The following is a 25822-nucleotide window of genomic DNA, read 5'->3' on the forward strand; positions in this document are numbered from 1 at the left end:
TATATTTAATGATATATTTGACTAACCAATTTTAAATTATGAAACTTAAACTCAACTACATTGTTGGTTGCCTTCTCTTGCTGGCATTCAGCATGGTGAAGGCGCAAACGGGTACACCGATAACCGTGTCCGGCACAGTTACCGATGGAACCAAAAACGAAATGCTTCCGGGTGTGAGTGTTACCGTTAAAGGTAGCAGCACCGGCGCCATTACTGATGTTAACGGTAAGTTCACTGTAAAAGCTCCATCTCCTAATGCTGTACTGGTATTTACCTATGTAGGCTACGACAATCAGGAAGTGCCTGTAAATGGCCGTTCTCAACTTAACGTTTCTATGGCGGCCAACAGCAAATCGCTTTCAGAAATTGTAGTAGTGGGTTACACCACTCAAACCCGCGATAAAAATACCGCTGCCATCAGTTCGCTTGATACTAAGCAGTTGGTAAATACGGCTAATCCAAGCCCGCTGGCAGCTATACAAGGTAAAATAGCCGGTGTTTCTTTGCCTTTATCAAATGGTCAGCCCGGTTCGGCGCCGGCCAATATCATTATTCGCGGCGGTACCAAGGCTAACGTATACGGTTCTGGTACAGGTAATGCCAATGGTACACAATACCTAAATTCAGAAGGTTCGAGCCCATTGGTAGTTATTGATGGTGTGTACCGTACCATCAATGACATTAACCCCGACGATATTGAAACGCTTCAGGTAATGAAAGATGCTGCATCGACGGCAATTTATGGTGCACGTGGTGCCAATGGTGTTATTGTGGTTAAAACTAAAGGGGGCAAATTTGGGCAGGGCAAAATTAACGTTACGCTCAACTACCGCACTAACCGCGAGGTGCCTACCGGTAAACGCGATTACATGTCGGCTGCAGAATATTTAGTGCTGGCGCGTACTACTATGCAAAATACCACCGATCCGTTGGATAAGAATTTTTACTTGACCAACGGCGGTTTCTCTGCCGGTTATAAACTGTTCACCGCCAAAGGACAGTATGGTGTAGATCCCTATACTACTGCACTTTTAAGCAATATTGTGGCCATAGAGGGGCAGGGATATGTAAATAACCTGCTTGCAAAAGGTTATCAAACCATGCCCGATCCTATTAACCCGGCAAACACATTGCTGTATTACGATAACAATTATCAAAACTTGCTATGGAACACGGTTACCACTAATACCTATAACCTGGGTATAGATGGTGGCAGCCAGAATTCGAGCTTTAACGTATCGTTTAACTACGTTGACCAACCAGGCACGTTTGTAGGTACTAAATATAAGCGTTACAGTGGGTTAGCTAATTTCAGCTTCAAAGCAAGTAATAACGTTCAAATCAACACTTCGTTAAACTATCAAAACATTCAACCTAATTACGTAAATGGTTATACCAACGAATTAGTAAGGGCTACAAGGGTAACACCGCTTGTAAGAATATTTAAAGACGACGGAACGCCAAGTTTTGGTGAGGTAACCAGTACACGCAACCGTTTCCACACGCTGGCTTACGATAATTATCAGATATCTACAGAACGTACCGTTTCGCGGGTTGATTTGGACTGGAATATTATAAAAGGACTGCATTTCAGGCCAGCCGTGTCATACATGATGACTGATTACAGCAACCAGTTTAATCGTAAGGCTTACAATGATCTTGTTCAGCTGCCTGCGCCAAGGTTAAAGGTAGATAGTACAAACAATCAGCGCCAGTTAATGATAGACCAGGTTTTGCAGTATGACCATACTTTCAAAAATGATCATCATTTATCGGTATTGGGTGGTTTCAGTTATCAACTAAACAAATTGCATTATGTGGATATCAGCTCGCAGCGCGGTAGTAACGATTATGTAACCACCATTAGCGAGAACCCAACAACAGTAATAAACGGAAGTACGGTATCTAACGTTTTGCCCACTAATTACGGCACTTTCTCCAGGGTTGATAAAACCGCCAGTATTTACGGCCAATTCGGCTATGATTTTAAAGGCAAATACCTTTTAAATGCTACAGTTAGGCGCGATGGTTTCTCAAACTTTGCACCCAATAACCGGTATGCTTTCTTCCCTTCCGTAGCAGCTGGCTGGAATATCTATAAGGAGAGTTTTTGGAAAGATAATAATGCCGTAAGCACACTTAAACTGCGTGGCAGTTGGGGGCAGGTAGGCGCCTCCGACTTACAATACACCGATACTTACGGCGGCTATACAGCTAACGCGTATAACACACTTTCGGGTATACAACGGTCAAACTTGGCCAATCCTAATCTTAAATGGGAAACCACAGAAACCACAGATCTGGCTATTGACGCTGGTTTCTTAAAAGATAGGATTACATTAACGGTTGATCTTTATAATAAATTGACCAAAGACCGGCTTGATTCTAAACCGCTGCCTGCCGAAGCTCCTTTCTCTTCTATTTTCTTTAACAACGGTACATTGCGTAACAGAGGTATTGAAGTTGAGTTGGGCGCAACTGTGCTACGCTTAAAAGATTTTCAGTGGCGCACTAACATAGCTTACGCCTACAATTCACAAAAAATCATTTCGTTACCCTTCAACGGCCGCTTAAAAAACCGGCAGGGAGGTGGTGTTATAGCCGACCCTAATACAGGTAAGGATATGGAAGTAGGCGGTTTGGCCGAAGGCGAACGACCGTACGGTTACTATGCATGGCAGGTAGTAAAGGTGTTTAGTACCGAAGCCGAGGCAGCCGAGTGGAATAAAACACACAAAGATTTGGTACCAACATCAGTAGGGCAGGCCAATGGCAAACATGCCGGCGATTACGAGTTCCAGGATGTTAACAACGATGGTGTAATTGATAGCAAAGACCTTGTTTTTCAGGGCTACAAAACGCCTAATGTAACCGGCGGCATGCAAAACACTTTCACTTACAAAAACTTTACCCTGCGCTTTAATATGGACTTTGCCTTGGGCCATGTCATATCAGACGGTGGCCTTGCACGTGAACTGGGCGTAGGCCGTGCCTTTAATGAAGGTGCACCCAGGGAGGCTTTGGGTAATAACATCTGGAAGCAATCGGGTGACGGGGATAAAAAATACGCCCGCTACTCTTTTGCTGATGCCAATTTTGGGCAATTCAATTATATCAGGCAAGCATCGTCTGATGTAGGAACCGGCAGTGCTTACGCTTCAGACGTTTCCAGAATGATTGCAAAGGGTGATTTCCTGGCTTTTAGAGAACTGTATTTAGCTTATAACCTGCCTAAAAGCATTTTATCAAAGATCAAGGCAACTGGTCTTACAGTATTTGTAAGCGGTACCAATCTGGGTTACTTAACAGCCTATAAGGGTCAAAATCCTGAAACTTACACTGGTTTCGATCCCGGAGGTTACCCGCGCCCACGGCAGTACACATTTGGTGCTTCATTGAGATTTTAACCTATAAAAACATGAAAATGAGAAAAATATTCTTTGCGGCAGGCCTGTTAGGCTTAACGCTGGCAGGAACAACCTCCTGCAATAAATTATTAGATGTTACACCGCAGTCGCAAATCACTGGACAAGTTTACTTTAAAAGCGAAGGCGATTTCGATCCTTTTGTTATCGGCAATTATGCCTCTATACGCGCATTTGCAAACTCCTTTACTTATGGTACCGAGCGTAGCGAAGAATTGGCGCAAGGGCCAAACTCACGTTTAACAAGCGTGTGGCTGCAAACCATTACGCCTACAACAAATGCCTTTAACTACAACGGGCAGTACAGAGCTATTGGTGCTTCTAACTTACTTTTAGAGCAGATTGAGCCATTCCAATTTAGCAGCGCGGCCGTTAAGAACAGAATAAAAGCCGAAGCTTTATGCCAACGGGCTTATACCTATTTATTTTTGGTTAGGGTTGTTGGTGATACGCCTTTAATGCTGCAGGCCATTACTGACGATAATGTGCCCCTGCTGCCGCGCGCTAAGGCGGCTGATGTGATGAAACAGATATTTTCTGATTTAGACATGGCTATCAGCTTGTTCCCAGATAAATCCTATGCCAATAAGTATCGCTTTAGCTGGGGCGCAGCACAAGCTTTAAAGGCCGAAGCTAAACTTTGGAGTGCCAAAGTACTGGGCGGCGGTGCAACTGACTTTAATGATGCTATTGCCGCATGTGCAGCTGTTGAAACCACGGGTGTAAGCTTATTGAATAACTTTAAAGATGTAACCACCACACGCGCCAATGCAGAGGTTATCATGGCTGCCTATTATCAGCGCGACGAGACTGGTGCCAATTACGGACTAAATGCATTGCCGTACCTGCAAAGTGTGCAAAACGCATCTAATTTAGATAGCATACCTTATGCTAAAACTACAACAAATGGCCAGGGCGGTTACCAAATCAGCCTAAAAAGCCGCCAACTGTTTAGCGGTTTAACTAATGACAAACGCAAGCCGTTTACCTTCATTACCGAGCGCGTTGGCACAACGGTTAGAAATAGCTATGTTATCAAATTGCCGGGTAACGTGTACCCTGATGACCGTGTTTCTGACAATGATGTAATCATGTGGCGGTTGGCCGACGTTTACCTGATGGAAGCTGAAGCTTACGCAGGGGTTAATAACACTACCAAAGCTATCGAATATCTCGACAAGGTGCGCGTACGTGCCGGCAACGGCGCTTATACGGGTGCAACAGATAAAGCTACTGTTGAACGCGCCATATTTGATGAGCGTGGCCGCGAGTTGTTTTTTGAGAACAAACGCTGGTATGATATTGTGCGCTTTCACTTTGGCAACACCATTAATGCTTACGATTATGTGCCAAATCTTGTAGGTAAAAAAACACCATTATTCTGGCCGCTGTCAGCAAGCGTACTTGCTGCAAATTCTCAATTAGTACAAACAGCAGGGTATTAAGATTCTGATGGCAGAGATTTTAACATCCGCTAACCATACAAATTAACTACAGATTTTGATATGAAACACACATCATTATTCAACTATAAAGCACTTAATGAAGATGAGTTGAAATCTTTCAAAGAAAACGGTTTCTTGGTTATCAAAAGTATTCTTACTAAGGAGGGCCTTAACCAGATGCAAACTGAAAGCATGGCCGCGTGGGCTCGTGAAAAAGAATCATTTGATCCTACTAAAAGCTGGCTTCAAAACTCACTGCTGGTAAACATTCATCACCAGGCGCCAACTGTTCGTAATTATTATTTTGAAGGACCGCTGGTTGATATAGCTTCACAGGTTATTGGGCCCAATATTAAAGGAGCTACTTCGCAGCTTACATTTAAAATGCGGGGCAACACCAAGCCCTTTGGCTGGCATCAGGATAACGGCTATGGCGAACTGGAGCCTTACAATGCTATAACAACACTTACTGCGCTTGATGATACCGACCGTGGTAACGGTTGCTTGTGGTTAATTCCCGGCAGTCACAAACAAGGCCAGATTAAAGTTAATCAGGATGAAGAGCAGAAAAAAACGCAGTCGGAAATTATAGTTGAGGCAGATGATTCACTTGCTGTACCGATGGAAATGCAGGCAGGCGATGTGCTTATATTTAATTGCTGGATGCTTCATAAATCCGACGGCAATTATTCAACTGATCGTGACCGGCGTATCCTTTTCCTTCGCTATGCTGATGCTGATGCAGTTGAGGTTTATAACGATAGGAAGCCCAGGCTTGGCCGGTTGGTTAAAGGCGCAACCCGGTTTACTGAAGTGTCAGAATTTGAAGCCAATATATAAATGAGGCTTACTGCTGAAACTTTAAAGGGAAATTGGGCCACACTGCTACTGCCAGTTAATACGGATGATTCAATCAACTACACACTGCTGGCCGAGGAAATTGACCAATTGATAGCAGCTCAGGTAGATGGCATTTATTCAAATGGATCGGCGGGTGAGTTTCATAACCAAACCGAAGCTGAATTTGATAAAATAAACGAGTTGCTCGCGAGTAAATGCAGAATGGCCGGTATGCCGTTTCAGATAGGTGCGTCGCATCCGTCTCCCATCATATCAAAAGAGCGCCTGCAAAGAAGCGTAGCCTTGCTGCCAGATGCTATCCAGGTTATACTGCCTGATTGGATAGTAGCTAACCAGCAGGAGCAAGTAAGCTTTTTGCAGGGAATGAGCCATGCTGCTGCCGGTATACCTCTGGTGCTTTATAATCCGCCGCATGCCAAAATGGTTTTGCCGCCACAGGCTTACGCTGGCTTTAAAGATTTAGTCCTCAGCCTTATTGGCATAAAAGTACTGAGCGGTGATGTGCAATGGGTTAATGATATGAAGCGGTATGGCAAGCACCTTTCAGTATTTGTACCGGGGCATATGTTAGCCACTGGCTTCGCCAATGGCATTGCGTCTGGCGCTTACTCAAATGTAGCCTGCATTAACGCAAAAACCGCCCAACAATGGTGGGATGATATGCAAACAGATATTAACTCGGCTCTCGATTTGGAGTTTCGAATCCAGCAGTTTTTTAAAGAATGTATAGTGCCGTATCAGCAACAACGATTTTCTAACCCAGCACTTGATAAATTTTTGAGTGCGGTAGGGGGTTACATAAACGTAGGAACGCGTTTGCGCTGGCCATATCACTTTATTAGCGAGGATGAGGTGCTCACGGCAAGGAAGCGCGCCCAGGCACTGATACCCGAATTTTTTACTACAAAACATTAAATGAATATGAAAATAAACGGAATAGTAGCAGCAACATTTGCAGCCTATCATGAAGACGGAACACTTAATACGGAGATTATAGCAACGCTGGTTGAAAAGCTAATAGGAGATGGTGTTTCGGGTGTATACATATGCGGCACTAACGGCGAGGGCCCCAACATGTCAGTTGAGGAACGTATGGCTGTTGCCGAAGCCTATGTAAAAGCTGCCAATAAACGCATATTGGTGCTTGTACATGTAGGTCATACCTCAATTGCCGAGTGTAAAAAGCTGGCAGCACATGCCGCTTCCATTGGTGCTGATGCATTTTCGTCAGTAGCGGCATTTTACTTTAAGCCGGTATCGGTACAAAACCTGGTCGATTGTATGGCCGAGATAGCTTCAGCTGCGCCGCAGCTGCCTTTTTATTACTATCATATGCCTACGTTAACAGGTGTGGGTATGGATATGGTTGATTTCTTAAAAATAGGCGGACAGCAGATACCCAATCTTGCAGGTATAAAGTATACAGCATCTACGTTGTACGAGTACCAGGCCTGCCTGAACGTTGAAGACGGAAGATATGAAGCGCTTTACGGATTTGATGAGATGCTGCTTCCTGCTTTATCGGTTGGCGCAGTAGGTGCAATTGGCAGTACCTATACCTTTGCCGCGCCTGTATATTTAGACCTCATTAAAAATTACCGTGCTGGTAATCACGAAGAGGCAAAACGCCTGCAACTGTTAATGGTAAACATCATTCGTTGTATTATTAAACATCCATCCATTGCTGCACAAAGAGCCATTATGCACATGCTGGGTTTTGATATGGGTAATCCACGTTTGCCACTTGCGCCGTTGTCTGCCCAGAGTTATGCCCAATTAAAAGGCGATCTGGAATCAGAAAGCTTCTTTGAGCTGCTTAATCAATACGCAAATCAAACTGCTAATGCATAAAGCTATTTCTCAAACACTACGAGCAGCAAAAATTATTGGTTTTAATCTGAGCCTGATGAGTACGACGATAGCTGAAGCACAAGTTACCGAATTTAAATGGTCTGAGCTGGCTGCTATTCCTGATGCGCATGGTTTTGCCGGTTCGTTTGGCGGCACTTCCGGAGGTAGCATGATTGTAGCAGGAGGGGCAAACTTCCCTGACGGCGGAGCGCCGTGGACAGGAAGTAAGAAAGTTTGGACTAATCAGATTTTTGCGCTTGAGAAGCCTGATGGGCAATGGAAAGTTGTCGGTAAATTACCCCATAATCTGGGTTACGGTGTATCGGTAACCTGGAATAACAAATTAATTTGTGTTGGCGGAAGCAACGAAGCCGGCCATACGCAGAAAGTGTTTGCACTTTCTTATAACACACAAAGTATAACAATAGATACGCTGCCAGATTTGCCCTACGCCCTTGCCAATAGTTCGGGGGCTGTTGCCGGTGATATACTCTATGTAGCTGGCGGTTTAATTAACCCCGACGACAGGCGTTGCGCTAACCTTTTTTTATCGCTCGATCTTTCATTGCCGACAGCCGAACAGCGGTGGCATAAATTAGATAGCTGGCCCGGTCCGGCCCGAATGTTAGCTGCAACAGGTGCCATAAATAATACATTTTATTTGTTTAGTGGCGCTGAACTCGTAGACGCACAGACCGGATCGGTGAAGCGCAGGTATTTGAACGATGCCTATTCTTATACGCCGGATAAAGGTTGGAAACAGCTTGCTGATATGCCTTGGGCCGCTGTTGCGGCTCCTAATTCCGTTTATACCTCAAATAAAAATGTATTAAGCATATTTGGTGGCGATGACGGACAACTGGCCGAACGAGCTGATCTTAAAGAAACGCATCCAGGCTTTAATATCCGGATCTTGAACTATTATGTAAATGAAAATCAGTGGAAAGCCGGGTCAGATATCCCGGTTGAGAAGAATAAGAACAGTGTAAGTAAGCCTAACGAAAGTTTATGGGCACCGGTTACTGTACCTTTAGTTATATGGAACGGAAAGCTTGTTTTTCCAGGCGGTGAAGTGCGCCCGGCTGTTCGTACTCCGCGGGTGCGGGTGGCAACGCCAGTTAAACATTAAAGTAACCACAGTTTACCCCATTACAGAACACCAATACCATGATTAAATCACCATCCGTTTCTTCCTCCTATCCATGGGCACTTGTAGCTATGCTTTGGGTGGTTGCGTTTTTAAATTATTTCGACCGAAACCTCATTACATCAATGCATGATCCGGTAGTAGCCGATTTTAAACTCAATGATTCGCAGTTCGGTCTGTTAACTACCATGTTTTTGCTTTCGTATGGCTTGCTTAGTCCGCTTGGCGGCTACTTTGCCGATAATTATGGGCGCAAAAAGGTAATTTGTTTTAGCGTGGCCATCTGGTCTGCTGTAACGCTTTGGACGGGTTTTGTAAGTTCTTTTCCGGAAATGCTGGTTGCACGTGTGGTAATGGGGCTTAGCGAAGCGTGCTACATACCGGCTGGCCTGGCGCTTATAAGTGAGTATCATCAGGGCCGGACAAGATCTATTGCCACGGGCTTGCACATGAGCGGCTTATATGCTGGTCTTGCGCTCGGCGGCTTAGGCGGTTTTATAGCCGAATCATGGGGGTGGCGCCATGGCTTTCAATTATTTGGATTGATTGGTGTAGTTTATTCGATTTTATTGATTGTGTTTTTAAAAGATAAACCTATCGTATCTAACGGTGACCCGGGCGACAAAAAGGCACCTGCAAATCTGTTCCAAATATTTAAGGAGTTATTGGCAGAACGCTCGTTTTTAGTACTGATGTTCTATTTCTGCGTATTGGGCATTGTAAACTGGTTAATTTATGCCTGGCTGCCCACTTTCTTAAAAGAACATTTTCACCTCGGGCTTGGAGAGGCTGGTATTTCGGCCACGGGCTATATGCAAATTGGCTCTTTTGCGGGTGTTTTGATAGGTGGTATACTGGCAGATCGGTGGTCGAAAATTAATGAACGCAGTCGTTTATATGTAGTTATAATTGGCTTTACGGTTGGGGCTCCATTTCTTTTTTTAATGGCCAGTACGCATGTTTTACTTATAGCCATTGCCGCTATGATTGTTTATGGCTTAGCACGTGGCTTTAATGACAGTAACCTGATGCCCATTTTGTGTCAGGTAATTGATAACCGGTACATAGCAACGGGGTATGGCTTCCTGAACTTTTTAAGTACCATAGTTGGCGGATTGATGGTATATATTGGTGGGGTTTTAAAAGACGCTCAAATCGATCTTTCTATCATTTACCAGGTTTCAGCGGTGTTAATGCTGTTGGCAAGCCTCTCTCTGTTTTTTGTAAAATTTTATCGTCAAAAAGAATATACAGCATGAAGGAGGTTATAGGACACGGTGATTACCAGTATCGTGTTAACCGTAATTGGAGCAAGGCCGATGCCGTAAAATATCCGGTTAACGACTGCCATGAAATGGTTAGGGCACAGAACGGATTGCTGTACATGCTTACCAACGAGGTTAAGAACAATATACTTGTTTATTCAAAAGACGGTAACATTGTGTCTGTCTGGGGAAACGAGTTTCCGGGCGGGCATGGCTTAACCATTGCTGATGAAAACGGGACTGAATACTTATACATTACCGATACGGTACGCCATGAAGTGATTAAAACGTCGCTCGATGGCAAAATAATCTCGGTATACAGCTATCCTAAAGAGATACCCGAATATACAGCTGTCAATGAATATAAACCGACCGAAACGGCAGTTGCTGCCAATGGAGATTTATACGTTACCGATGGTTATGGTCACCAGTTTGTTATACAGTATGACCATGCAGGTAATTACATCCGGCATTGGGGGGGTAAAGGTGACGGGCGCGAGCAATTTGATTGTGCACATGGTATAACTGTTGATAGCCGTTATAGTGAGCCGTCTTTACTAATTACTTCCCGAAATCATCAGGCGCTTAAGCGCTTTACACTGGATGGACAATATATAGAAACCATTTCCCTGCCGGGTTCTTTTATTTGCCGACCTGTTATACACGGAAAAAATGTTTATGGCGCAGTATTCAGATCAGAACATAATCAAAATTTTGGCTCTGGTTACGTTACCATATTAGATGAACATCACCGTGTAATTTCCTCTCCGGGTGGCACTGAACCTATATATGCAGACGGTGTTTTACAACCGCAAAAGCAGGTTGGGCAAACGTTTATTCACCCGCACGATGTATGCGTTGATGCGGACGAAAACCTCCTCATACCGCAATGGAACGCGGGTAAGACCTATCCGGTTTTTTTGGAAAGAGTATGATGTATATATGGACTTCAGGCCAATGTCGCTTATATTAAATAAGCCAGACTTGAAAGGAATGTGACGCTGCTAATTTTCTTAGAATGTGTTGTAGAAGTATGACTTTGCCTCCTTATATAATAGGCAGGTAAACGTCCTTTCTAAATAAGTCATCCGTTGTTTGTAGCTTTACAGCTATCTATGTATGCATCTATGAGAAATTTACTACTGTTATTTCCTGTGTTAATGGTTTTGTCATGTAAAAGCCCTGCCGAAAAGGAAGAAGACAGGCAACTGAATAAGTTGGCGAAAGATTATGTCCATCTTGGCTTAACTATTGGCCAGTATGACAGTGACTTTGTGGATGCTTATTATGGTCCCGATTCATTGAAACCTAAGCAGGCAGTTGCCGAAAGTTTTCCTAAGGATAGCCTTTTAGCATCAGTAAATGAGTTGATGAACGAGCTCAGCTCAGTAGCCCATAGCTCAACCAACGATTCTAACCAGATCAGGGCAAATTGGATGTATGATCAGTTACTGGCATTTAGCCGCCGTATCAGGATATATAGCGAAGAATACGCCACGTTTGATGAAGAGTCAAAAGCGCTGTTTGGCGTAGTGGCCCCTGTTTATGACGAAGATTATTTTAAAGCTACCGTTGATGAACTGGATAGTATTTTGCCAGGCAGCGGTAATGTGAACAACCGTTTCCAGAAGCTGGCTAATAAATTTGTAATTCCGACAGAGAAACTTGAGCCGGTTATAAACGCTGCCATAGCTGAAGCGCGTAAACGCACTAAAGCCCACTATCAATTGCCGGCAAACGAGAGCTTTACACTGGAATTTGTAAAAGATAAACCATGGTCGGGTTATAATTGGTACAAGGGCAACTATAAAAGCGTAGTACAAATTAATACCGACACCAAGATTTTTATTGACCGGGCTATTGATGTGGGCAGCCATGAAAGTTACCCCGGTCACCATGTATATAATATGCTGTTGGAAAAGAACCTGTACCACGACAGGGGATGGGTGGAACTTTCATTATACCCGTTGTTCAGCCCGCAGTCTTTAATTGCGGAGGGCAGTGCCAATTATGGTATAGAAGTAGCTTTTCCGGGTAATGATAAAGTGAATTTCGCAAAATCGATATTGTTACCGTTAGCAGGACTGGATACCGCCGGAATTGACGTTTACTTTAAAGCCCTGGCTATTAAAGCAAGATTGAATTATGTGCGTAATGAAGTAGCCAGAGGGTTAATTAATGATACCATGAGCCGGGGCAAGGCACTAAGCTGGCTAAAAAAGTATGGTCTCATGAATGATGAAACAGCCGAAAAATCATTAGATTTTATCAGAAAGTACCGCAGCTATGTAATTAACTACAACTATGGGCAGGATTTGATTAGAAATTATATGGCGCAAAACGGTGCAATTGGTAAAGACCCTAATAAGCGTTGGGAAGTGTTCGGTAGGTTGCTGAGCAACGAAACCACTCCGGCCAGTTTGGTCAAATCACACAAATAGATTTTTGTAAAAATAACGCCACTTAAAGCCTTCTTGCCGGGAAGGCTTTTTTATTACGGCTTATATTATTACTTAAAGCCTATTTTTATTTAGACTGTTTCTTATTAACTTCGCTGCATTATCTTATTTATAACAGTGAAGTAAGCGGTATTTGTATACCCAGCAACTCCGGTAATATGAAAAAACTACTTATAGCCCTTTCAACTCTTTTTACATTTGCTGCACATGCGCAGAGAAATGTGTTGTTAGATCCATCTTTTTGGCAGGCTAAACCCGACGTGAGCCAGGTAAAAGCCGAAGTGGATAAAGGAGGTAGCCCTTCACAATTTAATGCCATGAGCTTCGACCCGGTTGTAATGGCTATTAATGCGCAGGCGCCTACGGAGGCTATTAAATATTTAATAGACCAGCCGGGTAACAACGTAGATAAACTAACACACGATGGTCGTACTTATTTACACTGGGCTGCTAACAGGGGTAATGCAGAGGTGGTAGAATACCTGCTCTCAAAAGGTGCTAAAACAAATATTGAGGACAGCCATGGCACTACGCCGCTAAACTTTGCAGCTGCCAGTGGTCAGGGCAATACAAAAATTTACGATTTATGCTTAGCGCACGGCGCTAACCTAAAGAAGGAGCTCAATCATGATGGTGCAAATGCGCTGCTTTTAGCTGTAGCAAATGATAAAGACCTTACACTAACTAGTTATTTCGTATCTAAAGGGTTGGATATCAAAAGCACGGATGCTGCCGGCAACAATGCCTTTGCTTATGCTGCCCGGGGTGGTAATATTGATGTGTTAAAGGCATTGGTACAAAAAGGGGTGCCTGTGAATGCCAACGCCATGATTATGGCCAGCCAGTCTGGAGGACGCCGTGGACCGGGCGGTAATGCCGGCGGCGCTACTTTAGCCCTTTACCAGTACCTCGAAAGCCTGAACATTAAACCTACGGTAACCAATAAGAGTGGCGAGAATGTGCTTCATTACATTGTGCGCAAGCCTAACCAAAATCAAATCATCCAGTATTTCTTATCTAAAGGTGTTGACGTAAATCAGGCCGACGAAGACGGTAATACACCCTTTATGAATGCTGCTGCCAGTAACCGCGATACGGCTGTGTTGGGTATGCTTATCTCACATGTAAAAAACCTTAATCAAAGTAACCAAAAAGGCGTAAGTGCATTGGCTATGGCTGTGCGTAGCAATTCGCCCGATGTTGTAAGTTACCTGCTCAATAAAGGTGCTAATGTTAAAGTAATTGACCATGCCGGTGATAACCTTGCTGCTTACCTGGTGCAATCATACGCCGGCGAACAAATGGGTGGAAGGCAAGGTGCCCCTGGCTTTAACGGGCCAAAGCCCGAAGACTTTGATACCAAGCTAAAACTGCTCCAGGCAAAAGGCTTTGATGCCAAGGCACCGCAAAAAAATGGTAATACGCTGTGGCATCTGGCCATTGCCAAAAACGACTTCTCATTAATGAAACGTTTAGAGCCATTGGGTATTGATGTGAACGCTCGTAATAATGAAGGCCTTACTGCATTGCATAAAGCAGCTATGGTATCTAAAGACGATGCCATGCTGAAATATTTGTTATCAATAGGCGCTAAAAAAGACATCACTACAAATTTTAAAGAAACTGCATTTGACTTAGCTGGTGAAAATGAGTCTTTAACTAAAAAGAACGTATCTGTTAATTTCCTTAAATAATTTATTAATGTCTAAGTTATATAAAGCAACGCTTTTGTTTTTGGCGCTCACCTTCGTTAAGTCTACTGTTTCTTTTGCTCAGGCAACCGGTACCAGCAAGTATAAATGCATGGTGCAAATGACCAATTACATGGGTGAGGGCGCTTATATTGTTATTTCATTAATTGATAGCAAAGGTGCGTACGATAAAACTTTGTATGTAATGGGTTCTGACAAGAAATGGTATTCGAGCCTGAAAGAGTGGAACAAGTTTTATAAAAAGAAGCCGGCTAACATTAGCGCTATCACCGGCGCCTCCGTTACAGGTGGTGACCGTAGCGTTAACGTTATTGAGATTGAAACTTCAAAGATAAATGCTGGCTACAAGCTGCGTTTTGAAAGCGCAGTAGAAGATAAAAATTACTATGTAAAAGACCTGGAAATACCACTCACCAGCGATGCGCTTGCCGGCAAAAATGAGGGCACGGGCTTTATTCGTTATGTGCGCTTTAGCGCTAACTAACGTTACCATTACAGCATGACTATTTCAATTTGGAGATACAGCCACTTAGCACTGGCCGTATCTTCTTTTTTGTTGCTTACATTAGCCTCCGTAACCGGCATCATCCTTTCATTTGAGCCGGTATCCGAAAAGTTGCATCCTTACCGCGTTGATGGGTTTAACCAGATTACACTAGCTCAAACGCTTCCTGCAGTTCGTAAAACTTATCCCGATATTAGTGAGCTTACCGTTGATGCCAACCAGTTTGTACAGGTAAAGGCAAGTGATGCACAAGGAAAAAACCTGGCGGCATATATAGATCCGCTAACAGGGAAAGTTTTGGGTATACCGGCCAAAAAGAATGAATTTTTCCAATGGGTGAATGATTTGCACCGCTCACTTTTTTTGCATGAAACGGGCCGGTTCTTCATAGGTCTTATCGCTTTTTTGTTACTGCTAATTACCTTGTCCGGAACTGTGCTGGTTATACAGCGGCAGCGTGGGCTGAAGCGGTTTTTTACCCGGATAGTACGGGATAATTTTGCCCAGTACTACCATGTGGTGCTGGGGCGGCTGGCACTGGTGCCAATCTTTATTATTGCGCTAACCGGCGCATACCTGTCGTTAGCCCGGTTTGGGCTGGTGGAAACTAAAAAAGCTACACCAAAGATTGATTTAAACGCTATTCGGTCTAAGCCTGAAAGGACGCCTGCTGAGATTGCCATTTTTAAAAATACTAAACTAGCACAGGTACAAAGCATTGAGTTTCCTTTCTCAGAAGATGCGGAAGACTATTATACCCTTAAGCTAAATGACCGCGAACTAACGGTTAACCAAATTACCGGAGATATTTTGAGTGAAGTGAAGTATCCTACTGCCGTAGTGCTCACTACCTTAAGCCTCAACTTACATACGGGCAAAGCAAGCGCACTGTGGGCCGTTGTGCTAGCCGTTGCTTCGGCCAGTATTTTGTTCTTTATTTATTCGGGCTTTGCTATTACGTTTAAACGCAGGGTTAACCGGGTAAAAAACAAATACACCGCCGCCACTGCCGAGTTTATTATACTGGTTGGATCAGAAAACGGCAGCACGTTTGGCTTTGCACAGGCCGTGCATCAACAATTGCTCAAGCAGGATAAAAGAAGTTTTATAACCGAGTTGAATAGCTATACGGCATTCCCTCAAGCCAAACATTTAATTGTATTAACCGCCACTTATGGGCTGGGCGATGCGCCTACCAATGCTTCACGTGTTGCCGGCCTTTTTCAAAAGTACCAGCAACCGCAAGGGGTTCTGTATTCGGTAATTGGCTTTGGCTCACATGCCTATCCCAATTTTTGTAAGTTTGCTTTTGAGGTAAACCAGCTGCTTGCGCACCAAACCTGGGCTAAACCTTTGTTGGATATTCATACGGTAAATGATAAATCGCCAGCCGAATTCAATTTATGGGCAGAGGCCTGGTCACAACAATCAGGCGTTGTGCTTACAGCACTGCCTGAATGGCAAAGTACAAGACCCAGCCGCCTGGAAACATTTATTGTAACCAGTACAACCGCCGGTAGTGATGATACTTTTTTAATTCGTTTACAAGCTAAGCGTAAAATGAAAGCCACCTCTGGTGATCTGTTGGCTATTTACCCTGCAAATGATCATCGGGAAAGGTTGTATTCTATTGGTGTTATTGATAAAGAGATTCAGTTAAGTGTGCGCTTGCATACTGAGGGGCTTGGTTCGGGCTTTTTACATCGGCTAAGTGAAGGGCAAAGTATCCAGGCACGCCTCGTCAACAATGATCATTTTCATTTCCCATCAAAAGCCGCCGAGGTTGTCATGATTTGCAACGGTACGGGTATTGCCCCGTTTTTGGGCATGATTGGACAGAACCTTCAAAGAACGCCGTGCCATTTGTACTGCGGTTTCCGTGACGGTGCATCATTCGCTATTTATCAGCCGTTTTTGGAAGAGGCTAAAGCTGTGCAAAAGCTTAGCCGGCTGCATGTGGCGCGTTCAAGGGAAGGCGAAATGCAATATGTAAGCCATTTGATTGATCGCGACATTAACTTTATTGCACGTATACTGAACGGTGGTGGCGTGCTGATGATTTGTGGTTCGCTATCGATGCAAAAGGACGTTGTTGCTTTGCTCGAAACCGCATGTCAATCGCAATTAGGGCAAAGCCTCAGTGTTTACCAGTCGCATGGTCAAATTTTGATGGATTGTTATTAGGCTTTCAAAACTCCACTATAAAGCATACTTGTCAAGGTCCAACTTATGTGAATAAATATGGCCATCATCAGTAATTAAAATGCAGCTGTAGGCCGGGTATTTTTTAATTAGCTGCATACCCTTAGTTTTCCCTAAAACCATCATAGAGGTGCTTAAACCGTTGGCTGTTTCAGCGCTGGGGCCAAATACGGTTACACTGCATAAGCCGGTAGCCGGGTAGCCGGTGGTCGGGTTAATAATGTGCGAATATCTTTTGCCATTAAACACTACAAATTTTTCATAACTGCCCGAGGTTACCACGGCGCTTTTTTGCAGTGGCACAACCGCAAATATGGTGTCTTTATGTATAGGGTTAGTGATGCCCACGGCCCAGTTACTGCCATTAGGGTGTTTGCCCCAGGTGCTCATATCGCCCGATCCATTTACAATGCCAGCCTTAATGCCACGGGCCAGCATCATATCGCGGCAGCGGTCGGTTGCATAACCTTCGCCCAAAGCACCGAATCCAATCTTCATTCCCTTCCGCTTTAAAAAAATAGTCGAGTTTTTACGATCCAGTACTATATACTGATAGCCTACGTTTTTAACCGATTTTTTTACCGCTTCGGCAGACGGCATTTGGGTCATGGAGCCATCAAACTTCCATATCCGATCCATGGCTGCAAAGCTAATATCAAATGCGCCTTTAGTAATTTTAGAAAGATGCAGCGCCCGTTCCGTCAAAGCAAATACTTCCGCACTTACCTTTACCGGGGCAATGCCTGCATTTTGGTTCACTGCAGATATTTGTGTGTCGGCCTTCCAGTCCGATATCAGGTTTTCTATCCGGGTAACTTCAGCAATCACTGTATCAATATTATGCTCGGCCGATAGGGAATCAGGTGCTACAATGGTGATATCAAACCTCCCACCCATTAATTTAACTGTTCTTTTGCGCAGTACCTGGGCCGAGGTGCTTATACCGGTTAAAATTAAAAATACAAATAGGCACTGTTTCATGGAATAAAAGGAACGCATTAGCTCCTAAAAGATTTCAGCAAATAACGCAAATTTAGGTTAAAGAAAACTGAAATTAAGGTGATGATGAGCAATGTGCCTTTGTGAATAATGCAAGCTTGCTTCTTGCTAATTATTTAGCGCTATATTGGAAGTCAACGCCTCCTATCAATTCGTCAGCTTCATAACGTTTTTTCAAAAGTTCGGGCATCGTAATTGTCCCTGCCTTATACAGTGAGTAATGATAATGCAGCATTCTCCAAGCTTTTCGCCAGTTATTTGCCTTGGGTCCGAGATTGAAAGCGGTAATAAGCGTAATCGAAACAGTTGAAGTAAATGAAACGTAGGGCAAATATTTTGTGTCAAATAATTGATTGTCTTTTGTGGATATAAACGTTGTAACAAATACCGACGATAAAATGGCTATTACACCTATAACAATATAGAGCGCATGTAATTGCCCGGCCCATCTGTGCCAATTACCCAGAGATTCGGCAATGTCTAGTTCTATCTCTATAATGTTGTCTGATCTTACTACCGGTATGGTAGTAGGTTTTGGCGGGCGGCTTAAAAAGTTAAACATAAATTAAGTTGTCTGCTCCCCCCATTTAAATGGCTTTAAAACGATATTACCAACCAATGATGACATATCCTGAACTGCTGCATTAGTGGTAAGCGGAATAACAAAATTTCCATCCTCATCAGCTGCAAAGTCTTTCCATTTGTCAATATCGGATTGCCAAGAATACCTGGCAACGTAATCGTAAGGACTTGTAGCATCTGCTACGACTTCTATCTCCAGGCTTTCTGAATAGATGGTTCGGGATGGGTATTGTGTATCCCATAGCAAGCCCTTTTTAACACTATACTCCAATACGCTGAACTTCATGATAAAAAACGAGCCTTCATTTTTAGACTGCCGTAATTTTGAATTTAAAAAGCCGGTATGCAAAAAAATGTCTTTCTGATCCGGAATCTCTTTTCGCCTAATACGTATGGCATTTTCGCAGGGGTCTTGCTTTCTTTGATGTAAGTAAACCCCTGTACCGCGTATGGTTAATGCAAATTCAAAGTCATAAAAGTATTCCAGTCCTTGCAGCTCGGGCGTTTGAATTTTAATGTCGCGTAGCGCTATACGTACGCCTAAGTCGCCAAACAAAAAACGCTGGATGTTTTCAAATGTCTCGTAGCTGTTTACAATGCCCCTGTAGCCCGAATGAGCCCGGTGCACATTGGCATAAAAAGCAACATTGTTTTCGTCGTATTGAGTGCCTGACACGGGCTTTTCACCGCTTACTATGTAAGCTCTGTCTTGCTTTACCAAGCCATCACTAAAACTTCCGGTAACGTGTTTAATGGCAGAGTAGGCGCCATAATCACTTCCTATAACGCAAAGGCAATTTTTAACGGGGAAGGTACTTTTGCCTAAACTGTGTAAATCATACTTGTAATTATCTTCATTGCGACTTTCACTTTGCGGGTTTTTTAAATCATCAAGCTGTAAATACTCCCGCATTCTTTTAGGCCTGAAAATGCTGGAGTCATACGGGTTGAGAGAAGAAACAATCGCCTCTTCAACAATATCGGGTATGTTACCCATGTCTATTCCTTTATGCGGCGAACCAATGGTTACCAAACGGTGTATTAGTTTGGCTGGATCTGTAATACGGCTAAGGGGCACAATAATGTCATCCGGGGCTCTGTTGTCTATGTAATTAGGCAAGGTATTCTGCAACAATGTTCTGCATACCAGGCCACCCATTGAATGGGTAATCAGTATAACTTTATAATCTTTTTCTAACGACTCCCTGCTCATGCCCAACGCCAATAACTGGAGAGGAATTTTATTTACAATCAGGTCTGTCAGTTCAAGCGCATGGTTTTCAATACTGCGCACTTTATCCTGAATGTAGTCCACATCATAAAAGCGGCTTATCCAAATACTTCTCGATGGGTTAGATTCGTCAAAATCTTCCGTCCGGCAATTCACGGCATCGGCATAGCCATACTTTTTTTCATCACTGCTTTCAAACCGGCTTTTCATAAAGCGGATTAATTGCCCTTCAAATAAATCGGGGGTGAGGTAACCGTTGTCTGCCTGTGTTTGCTTCTTATAAACGGCCGAAGTTGCAAAGCCATAATAAGAGTCGTTAAAAGTTTCTTCAACGTCGGCTCGGCGCATCGCATATCCTCTTACATAAACTATGGGGTAATAGGGTGGGTCAATTTTTTTAAATGAATCTTTCATGGGATGAAAATTGGTTTATAAGGAGGGTCTGTGAAGACGCTTTGATAAAGGCTTACAACGAAATTGCTTAATACCACTTATGAATACAATAGCTACTTATAGCTAATTTACTTACTAAAGGGAACCTACAATCCGGGCATATATGGCTTCAAATGCATGCTGCTTTTTATATGCGGCAAAGCTGTGGTTTATGCTACTTACTTATATTTTAACCGCCCAATTTTTATTGGTGCGTAACAGTATTTTAAGTATTTGTGTCTCCAACTCCAACTTTTATACAGTTTTGTTCGTTAACTCGCTATTAACCATCATCTACTGCCTTGAAAAATATATTGCTCATCATTCTTTTTATGGCTGGTTCTTGTGCATTTGCTCAACAAACCACAGAAGATACCACGAAGAAAAATGTTATTGATACGTTAAAGAAGGATCTTTTAACAGTGCCGGACACCGTTCAGCATTTGCGCAGCAAATTTGCATCGTTAATACCGCCCGCCGCCTTGATGGGTTATGGTATAACTTCGTTTTATGTTAAGCCACTGCGTAAATGGGATCGTTATATTTATAAGGAAGCGCAGGAGCACAACATTATTACTAACAGTAGTATAGAAGATTATTTTCAGTACGCGCCGGTAGCTCTGGTATATGGCCTGAACGTAGTAGGTGTACACGGCAAAAACACATTTGTGGATCGTACACTTATTTATGTCCTGTCGCAAGGTATGCTAAAGCTTTCACTAAATGTGCTGAAGCGCTCAACACACCGGTTAAGGCCTAATGAGCTTGATAGGTTCTCTTTCCCGTCAGGCCATACAGGAACAGCATTTTCAGGTGCCGAGTTTATGGCGCAGGAGCTAAGCGGCAACTCGCCTTACTACGGGCTTGTAGGTTATGCCTTTGCAACAACAACAGGCGTGTTCCGTATTTACCACCAGGATCACTGGTTTAGCGATGTAGTTGCAGGAGCTGGTTTGGGTATTTTAGCAACCAAGGGAGCTTATTTGTTATATCCATACATACGTAACACCCTGTTTAGGGGTAAGGACAAAAATGATGATCAAAACCTAGCGCCTGAGTTAAAGAAGAAAGCTCGGCGCAGCGCTATACTGTTGCCATCATACCAAAGCGGAGGTTTTGGGGTTGAGTTCGCGATGGAACTTTGATGCCGGTTACAACGCATGCAATTCCGTTGCTTGCATTTATAACTGTTTTAACGTTGAAGATTACTAATTGTTAAGCATTACACTGCAGCGCCTTGTTTCAGCAATTGGGTATTAGTTATATGGATTTGTTCGATGGTAATTACCTTTCTAAAGAGGCGCTCTCGTTTTTGCTTTCTTTTCTGAGGTTTTGCAAAAACTGCGAAGGGGTTTCGCCAAACTCCTTTTTAAATGCCTTGGTAAAATAAGACTGTGTTTGTATGCCCACCCGGTACATCACCTCGGTTAGCAGAACATCCTCATGCGTTAAAATCTCAACAGCCTTTTTTAAACGGGTACTCCTGATAAACTCATTGGCCGACTGACCGGTAACATCTTTTATTTTGTTATAAAGTTTAGTACGGCTCATACCCGCTGATTTGCAAAGCAATTCAATGTCCAGATCCGGATTGCTCATTTCCGCTTCAATGGTGCTAATAAGCTGATTAAGAAAGGCTTTATCTTTATTGTTATATACCAGTTCGAGGGCTGTGGTGTTATAGCTTTTTGAATAACGCTCTTTGAGTACACGGCGCTGTTCAAATAGGTTGTGTAAACTGGTAGTCAGTAATTTAGGGCTTACCGGTTTGTTGAGATACAAATCGGTTCCCGATTCAAAACCTTCAATTTCGGCTTGCAGGTTAGTTTTTGCGGTTAGCATCACAAATGGAATATGGCTGGTTTCAATATCCTGCCGTATCATTTTGCAAAATTCATTGCCATCAGTTCCGGGCATCATCACATCGCTGATGATTAAGTCCGGATGTTCAGCTTTGCTTTTCTCTATGCCCTCTCTTCCGTTAGCGGCCTCGCTTATGGCATACTCTTTTTCCAGGCAGATCCTCAAAAACAGCCTGATCTCTTCATTATCGTCAACAATGAGAATGTGCGGCTTGTCCGTTAATGGATCCGGCTTCTGCTTCTGGTTCTGCGCAGCGTTGGCAGATTGTGGTAGTTGATGATAAGCAATGCTTTCCAGGCTAACGCCGCCGTGCTGATCGTTTGCTAGCCATTTTTCGGTTAAAGTGTAATCGTGTTCGCTGCAAGGCAGGCCAATAATAATCTCGGTGCCTTGCTGGCGTTCGCTGTATACGTAAATATCGCCTTTATGAAGCGTGGCCAGGCTTTTTACAAACGCTAACCCAATGCCAGAGCCAAGGTGTGACTCGGTTATACGATAATAACGTTCAAATAAATGCGAGAGCGAATCACGCGATATGCCGATGCCATTATCGGCTATCCTGATATAGCAGTACTGCTTGCCCCTATAAGCGTTTTTAATAATCAGCTCGTTTCCATATGCCGATTTAAAGCTGCTCAATTCGTTTGACAGTTCAACAGTTACGCTGCCGCCAGTTTGGGTGTATTTAATAGCGTTGGTTAACAAGTTAAGCAGAATTTTCTCCAGTATCTGACGGTCAAAATAAGCTTCATCTATTTGCGGCGAAAGCTTAACCGTTAGGGTGATAGCCTTTTGTTGAGCCAAATCTTGAAAATCGTTTGTTATTTCTTCAATAAATAGCTGTGTGTTGCCCTTAGCCACTTTTAAGCTCAATGCGCCCGATTCCACTTTCCGAAAATCCATTAATTCATTAATGAGCACCATTAAGCGGTTGGCATTACGGTACATCATTTCGAAGTAATGCGTAAAATGAGTGTTCGGGCTCTCACGTAAAAGGTTTTCAAGCGGACCTAAAATGAGTGATAGCGGCGTGCGAAGGTCATGCGATATATTGGTAAAAAATTGCAGCTTCAACTGGTGCATTTCCTCCTTTTTGTTTTCTTCTATCTTCTTTAAATCGGCGTTCTTTTTAAATTTTAATATTAGGTAGGTGCCATAAAATAAGAGGGCCGCCATTAAGGTTCTGAACCACCATGTGGCCCATGTAGGCGGGGTTATAATTACTTTAATAACCGATTCGTGCGGGTTCCAAACGCCATCATTATTTGATGCTTTTACATGGAAAGTATATTTACCAGGGCTTAAATTAGTAAAGGAGGCTTTTCTGCTTTGTGAGGCGTCGTACCAGGTATCGTCTAATCCTTCAAGCTTGTATATGTAGCGGTTGTTTTCGGGCGCGTTGTAATTAAGTGCTGCAAACTGGAACGATAGCGTAGACTGTTTATAGTTAAGCTTTAATGTTTTAGTTTGGCTAATATCCTGCCTTAATACCGAGTTGCCAGTAGTATCTGGCAGTACATCTTTGTTAAATATTTGCAAGCCGGTGATGTAAACTGGCGGCACAAACCGGTTAGAGCGAATTTGGTAAGGGTTAAACTGATTAAACCCATTAATACCGCCAAAATACATAGTACCATTACGTGCGGTTAAAGAAGCATTGGCTTCAAATTCCAGCCCCTGCAATCCATCGGCTAAATTATATTTCTTAAAGCTACGAGTGGATGGATTAAGCCTGGTTATGCCGTTTGAGGTAGCTATCCAAAGGTTCCCTTTTGTATCCTCCTCAATACTTTTAATAAATTCTGTACTTAATCCGCCTTTTGTGGTAAACCGTACAAACTTGCTTTGCTGCCGGTTAAAAACATACAGGCCGGTTTGGCCTACCCAAAGTTGGCCTGTATGGTCAGAAAATAAAACTCTTAAATCAGGGCGGCGTTCCTGATCGTCAAAAAAGTGTTTAAACTGCCGGGTTACTAAGTTATAACAGTTTAGTCCGCCATCATCTGTGCCAATCCACAAATTTTGGTAGCGGTCTTCTTTTAAAGACACAATATTATTTCCCTTTAATCGGGTTTTCCCGTCGGGCGATGCAGTAATGCGGCTAAACCGCTTTGTTGCAGGATCGAAAAGGTTAAGCCCGCCATAGTAAGTGGCTACCCAGAAATTGTTGTGGCTATCTATATAAGCTTTTTGAACATAGTTGGAAGAGATAGAATTCTTGCTGGCCGGAAGATTCAAAAAATGTTCAAAGGTCTGGGTTTTCCGGTTAAAACGGTTAAGTCCGCCGCCCCAGGTGCTTACCCACAGCGTTTTTTCGCGGTCTTGCATAATGTCGAGTACGGCATCGCTGGCCAGGCTGTTGGTTGCCTGCAAATTATTGCGGTAATGTTTAAATGTACCGGTCAACGGGTTATAAACGTTTAAACCGCCACCATCGGTGCCTATCCAGATACTGCCCTGGTCATCCTCAAAAAAAGCCCTCACGTCATTATAACTCAGGCTATTTGTGCCCGACGCAGTGTGTATAAAATTGAATTTGGAGGCATTGGGTATGTATAAATTAATTCCGCCACGATGCGTACCTACCCAAAGGTTTTTTTGACGGTCCTCATAAATGGCCGAAACCGTTCGTTGAGACAGACTTTCCGGATCATCCACTTTATTCTGATGATGTATAAACTCATTAGTGTTATAATCAAAGCGTTCGAGGCCTCCGTTGATGCTGCCTGCCCAGATGCGGCCCTTACTATCAGATAACAGGCATTTAACCTGATCATTTGATAGGCTGCCTGCATATTGTTGTTGATGCTTAAAACTTAGTAATGTGCTCTTTAAAGGATCATAAACAAGTAATCCGCCGTTTTCTATCCCCAGCCATAAACGGCCAAGTTTGTCTTCCTGTATCGAATTAATGGGTTGATTTTTAAGAGCCGGCTGTTCATGCACGCTAACCACGGCGGTAGCAAAGCTGTGTGTTTTACGATCAAAGCGTTGAAGCCCCTTGGATGTCCCCAGCCATAAACAACTTTTTGAATCTTCGTATATGCAATTGGTAACGTTGTTAAAGTTACCTGCAGCCGCAAAATGACTAAAACTGCCATCAGCTGCATTATATTTATCTAAGCCGCCATTATCTGTACCAATCCAAAGCACCCCCTGTTTATCGGTATAGAGGCTGTTAATGTTGTTACCGGCAAGGCTTGCCTTTTTGCCGTAGCTGTATTTATAAACTGTAAAAGTATTGGTATTTGTATTAAAGCGGTTAAGCCCGTCAATGGTGCCTATCCACAGGTTCTTTTGAGCATCTTCGGTAATACAGCGTATATAATTGTCGCTTAAGCTACCTGTATTGCCCGGTTTATTCTTAAATACGGTTATACTGTATCCGTCATATTTATTCAAACCATCACGCGTACCAAACCACATAAAGCCCCGGGTATCCTGGTAAATGGCCTCTATAGTGCTGTTTGATAAGCCGTCCGAACTATTAATGTGTTTAAAGCGAAGCTGGGTGGTTTGTGCTTGCAAGCCATCATGCAGCGTAGCGAAACCGGCTAACAAAAGCAAACACAAGGCTTGTTGCCGGATAAAATACTTCACACCGCGATGGCTATTTAGTCCGCACCGTTCCATAGTCCTTAAAAGTATAATTGGTTAACGGTGTTAGTGAACCGCTTGCATATTCACAATAATACGATTTTTATCTAAAAGTTAAGCAGGGGCGTCAATTTGGCTATAAGCGCTCAAAAAAATGATGATTTGAACAAAAGAAATGAACGTTTGAATTAGCTATTATTGGTGCAAATTATGGTGATTTGACCTCGTAAACCAATTATATCTATC

At 43.2% G+C, this 25822-nt stretch carries 17 protein-coding genes; 13 read left to right on the plus strand and 4 right to left on the minus strand.

Translation table 11 applies throughout. The annotated features are described in order from the left end of the window. Nucleotides 1–38: 38 nt before the first annotated feature. The 12 genes from ABDD94_RS01320 to ABDD94_RS01375 all read left to right on the plus strand — a co-directional run bounded on the left by ABDD94_RS01320 (nucleotide 39) and on the right by ABDD94_RS01375 (nucleotide 16854). A complete protein-coding gene (locus tag ABDD94_RS01320) occupies nucleotides 39–3407 on the plus strand; it encodes a SusC/RagA family TonB-linked outer membrane protein (protein WP_345954365.1) in 3369 nt (1122 codons plus the stop codon). 17 nt (nucleotides 3408–3424) lie between these two features. After that, nucleotides 3425–4870, plus strand: a complete 1446-nt coding sequence (locus tag ABDD94_RS01325) for a RagB/SusD family nutrient uptake outer membrane protein (RefSeq protein ID WP_345954366.1) — start codon at nucleotides 3425–3427, stop codon at nucleotides 4868–4870. Nucleotides 4871–4930: 60 nt separating this feature from the next. Beyond that, on the plus strand, nucleotides 4931–5710 hold the full coding sequence (locus ABDD94_RS01330) for a phytanoyl-CoA dioxygenase family protein (RefSeq protein WP_345954367.1): 780 nt from the start codon (nucleotides 4931–4933) through the stop codon (nucleotides 5708–5710). Beyond that, nucleotides 5711–6646, plus strand: a complete 936-nt coding sequence (locus ABDD94_RS01335; protein WP_345954368.1) for a dihydrodipicolinate synthase family protein — start codon at nucleotides 5711–5713, stop codon at nucleotides 6644–6646. After that, nucleotides 6647–7582 (plus strand): dihydrodipicolinate synthase family protein, encoded by a 936-nt coding sequence (locus tag ABDD94_RS01340; RefSeq protein ID WP_345954369.1) that lies wholly within the window; start codon nucleotides 6647–6649, stop codon nucleotides 7580–7582. It abuts the gene before it with no gap. A gap of 55 nt (nucleotides 7583–7637) precedes the next feature. Further along, the gene (locus tag ABDD94_RS01345; RefSeq protein WP_345954370.1) at nucleotides 7638–8711 is read left to right on the plus strand and encodes a galactose oxidase; all 1074 of its coding nucleotides are present in this window, start codon (nucleotides 7638–7640) and stop codon (nucleotides 8709–8711) included. 38 nt (nucleotides 8712–8749) lie between these two features. Further along, on the plus strand, nucleotides 8750–9988 hold the full coding sequence (locus tag ABDD94_RS01350) for an MFS transporter (RefSeq protein WP_345954371.1): 1239 nt from the start codon (nucleotides 8750–8752) through the stop codon (nucleotides 9986–9988). Next, nucleotides 9985–10929, plus strand: a complete 945-nt coding sequence (locus ABDD94_RS01355) for a 6-bladed beta-propeller (RefSeq protein ID WP_345949612.1) — start codon at nucleotides 9985–9987, stop codon at nucleotides 10927–10929. Before ABDD94_RS01350 ends, ABDD94_RS01355 begins: the two co-directional genes overlap by 4 nt. A 192-nt stretch (nucleotides 10930–11121) precedes the next feature. After that, complete coding sequence (locus tag ABDD94_RS01360) at nucleotides 11122–12435, plus strand: hypothetical protein (RefSeq protein ID WP_345954372.1); 1314 nt, start codon at nucleotides 11122–11124, stop codon at nucleotides 12433–12435. 176 nt (nucleotides 12436–12611) lie between these two features. Beyond that, nucleotides 12612–14147 carry an ankyrin repeat domain-containing protein gene (locus ABDD94_RS01365; protein ID WP_345954373.1) on the plus strand — a complete coding sequence of 512 codons (1536 nt, stop codon included), beginning with the start codon at nucleotides 12612–12614 and terminating at the stop codon, nucleotides 14145–14147. A 7-nt stretch (nucleotides 14148–14154) separates the two neighbouring features. Next, nucleotides 14155–14649 (plus strand): DUF2271 domain-containing protein, encoded by a 495-nt coding sequence (locus ABDD94_RS01370; protein ID WP_345949609.1) that lies wholly within the window; start codon nucleotides 14155–14157, stop codon nucleotides 14647–14649. Nucleotides 14650–14664: 15 nt separating this feature from the next. Continuing rightward, entirely contained in the window at nucleotides 14665–16854 is a 2190-nt protein-coding gene (locus ABDD94_RS01375) for a PepSY domain-containing protein (protein ID WP_345954374.1), read from the plus strand. A gap of 15 nt (nucleotides 16855–16869) precedes the next feature. Here the strand turns inward: ABDD94_RS01375 and ABDD94_RS01380 are convergent, their stop codons facing one another. The 3 genes from ABDD94_RS01380 to ABDD94_RS01390 form a co-directional block, all read right to left on the minus strand. Next, nucleotides 16870–17853 (minus strand): FAD:protein FMN transferase, encoded by a 984-nt coding sequence (locus ABDD94_RS01380; RefSeq protein WP_345954375.1) that lies wholly within the window; start codon nucleotides 17851–17853, stop codon nucleotides 16870–16872. Between the two features lie 130 nt (nucleotides 17854–17983). After that, complete coding sequence (locus ABDD94_RS01385; RefSeq protein WP_345954376.1) at nucleotides 17984–18433, minus strand: hypothetical protein; 450 nt, start codon at nucleotides 18431–18433, stop codon at nucleotides 17984–17986. Between the two features lie 3 nt (nucleotides 18434–18436). Then, nucleotides 18437–20098 carry a hypothetical protein gene (locus tag ABDD94_RS01390; protein ID WP_345954377.1) on the minus strand — a complete coding sequence of 554 codons (1662 nt, stop codon included), beginning with the start codon at nucleotides 20096–20098 and terminating at the stop codon, nucleotides 18437–18439. 320 nt (nucleotides 20099–20418) lie between these two features. Here ABDD94_RS01390 and ABDD94_RS01395 point away from each other — a divergent pair, with 320 nt between their 5' ends. Next, nucleotides 20419–21261 carry a phosphatase PAP2 family protein gene (locus ABDD94_RS01395; RefSeq protein WP_345954378.1) on the plus strand — a complete coding sequence of 281 codons (843 nt, stop codon included), beginning with the start codon at nucleotides 20419–20421 and terminating at the stop codon, nucleotides 21259–21261. A 139-nt stretch (nucleotides 21262–21400) separates the two neighbouring features. Here ABDD94_RS01395 and ABDD94_RS01400 read toward each other — a convergent pair whose 3' ends face one another. Beyond that, nucleotides 21401–25612, minus strand: a complete 4212-nt coding sequence (locus ABDD94_RS01400) for a two-component regulator propeller domain-containing protein (RefSeq protein WP_345954379.1) — start codon at nucleotides 25610–25612, stop codon at nucleotides 21401–21403. Between the last annotated feature and the right edge of the window lie 210 nt (nucleotides 25613–25822).

Origin of the sequence: Mucilaginibacter sp. PAMB04168 (assembly GCF_039634365.2) — a bacterium.
Classification (GTDB): Bacteria; Bacteroidota; Bacteroidia; order Sphingobacteriales; family Sphingobacteriaceae; genus Mucilaginibacter.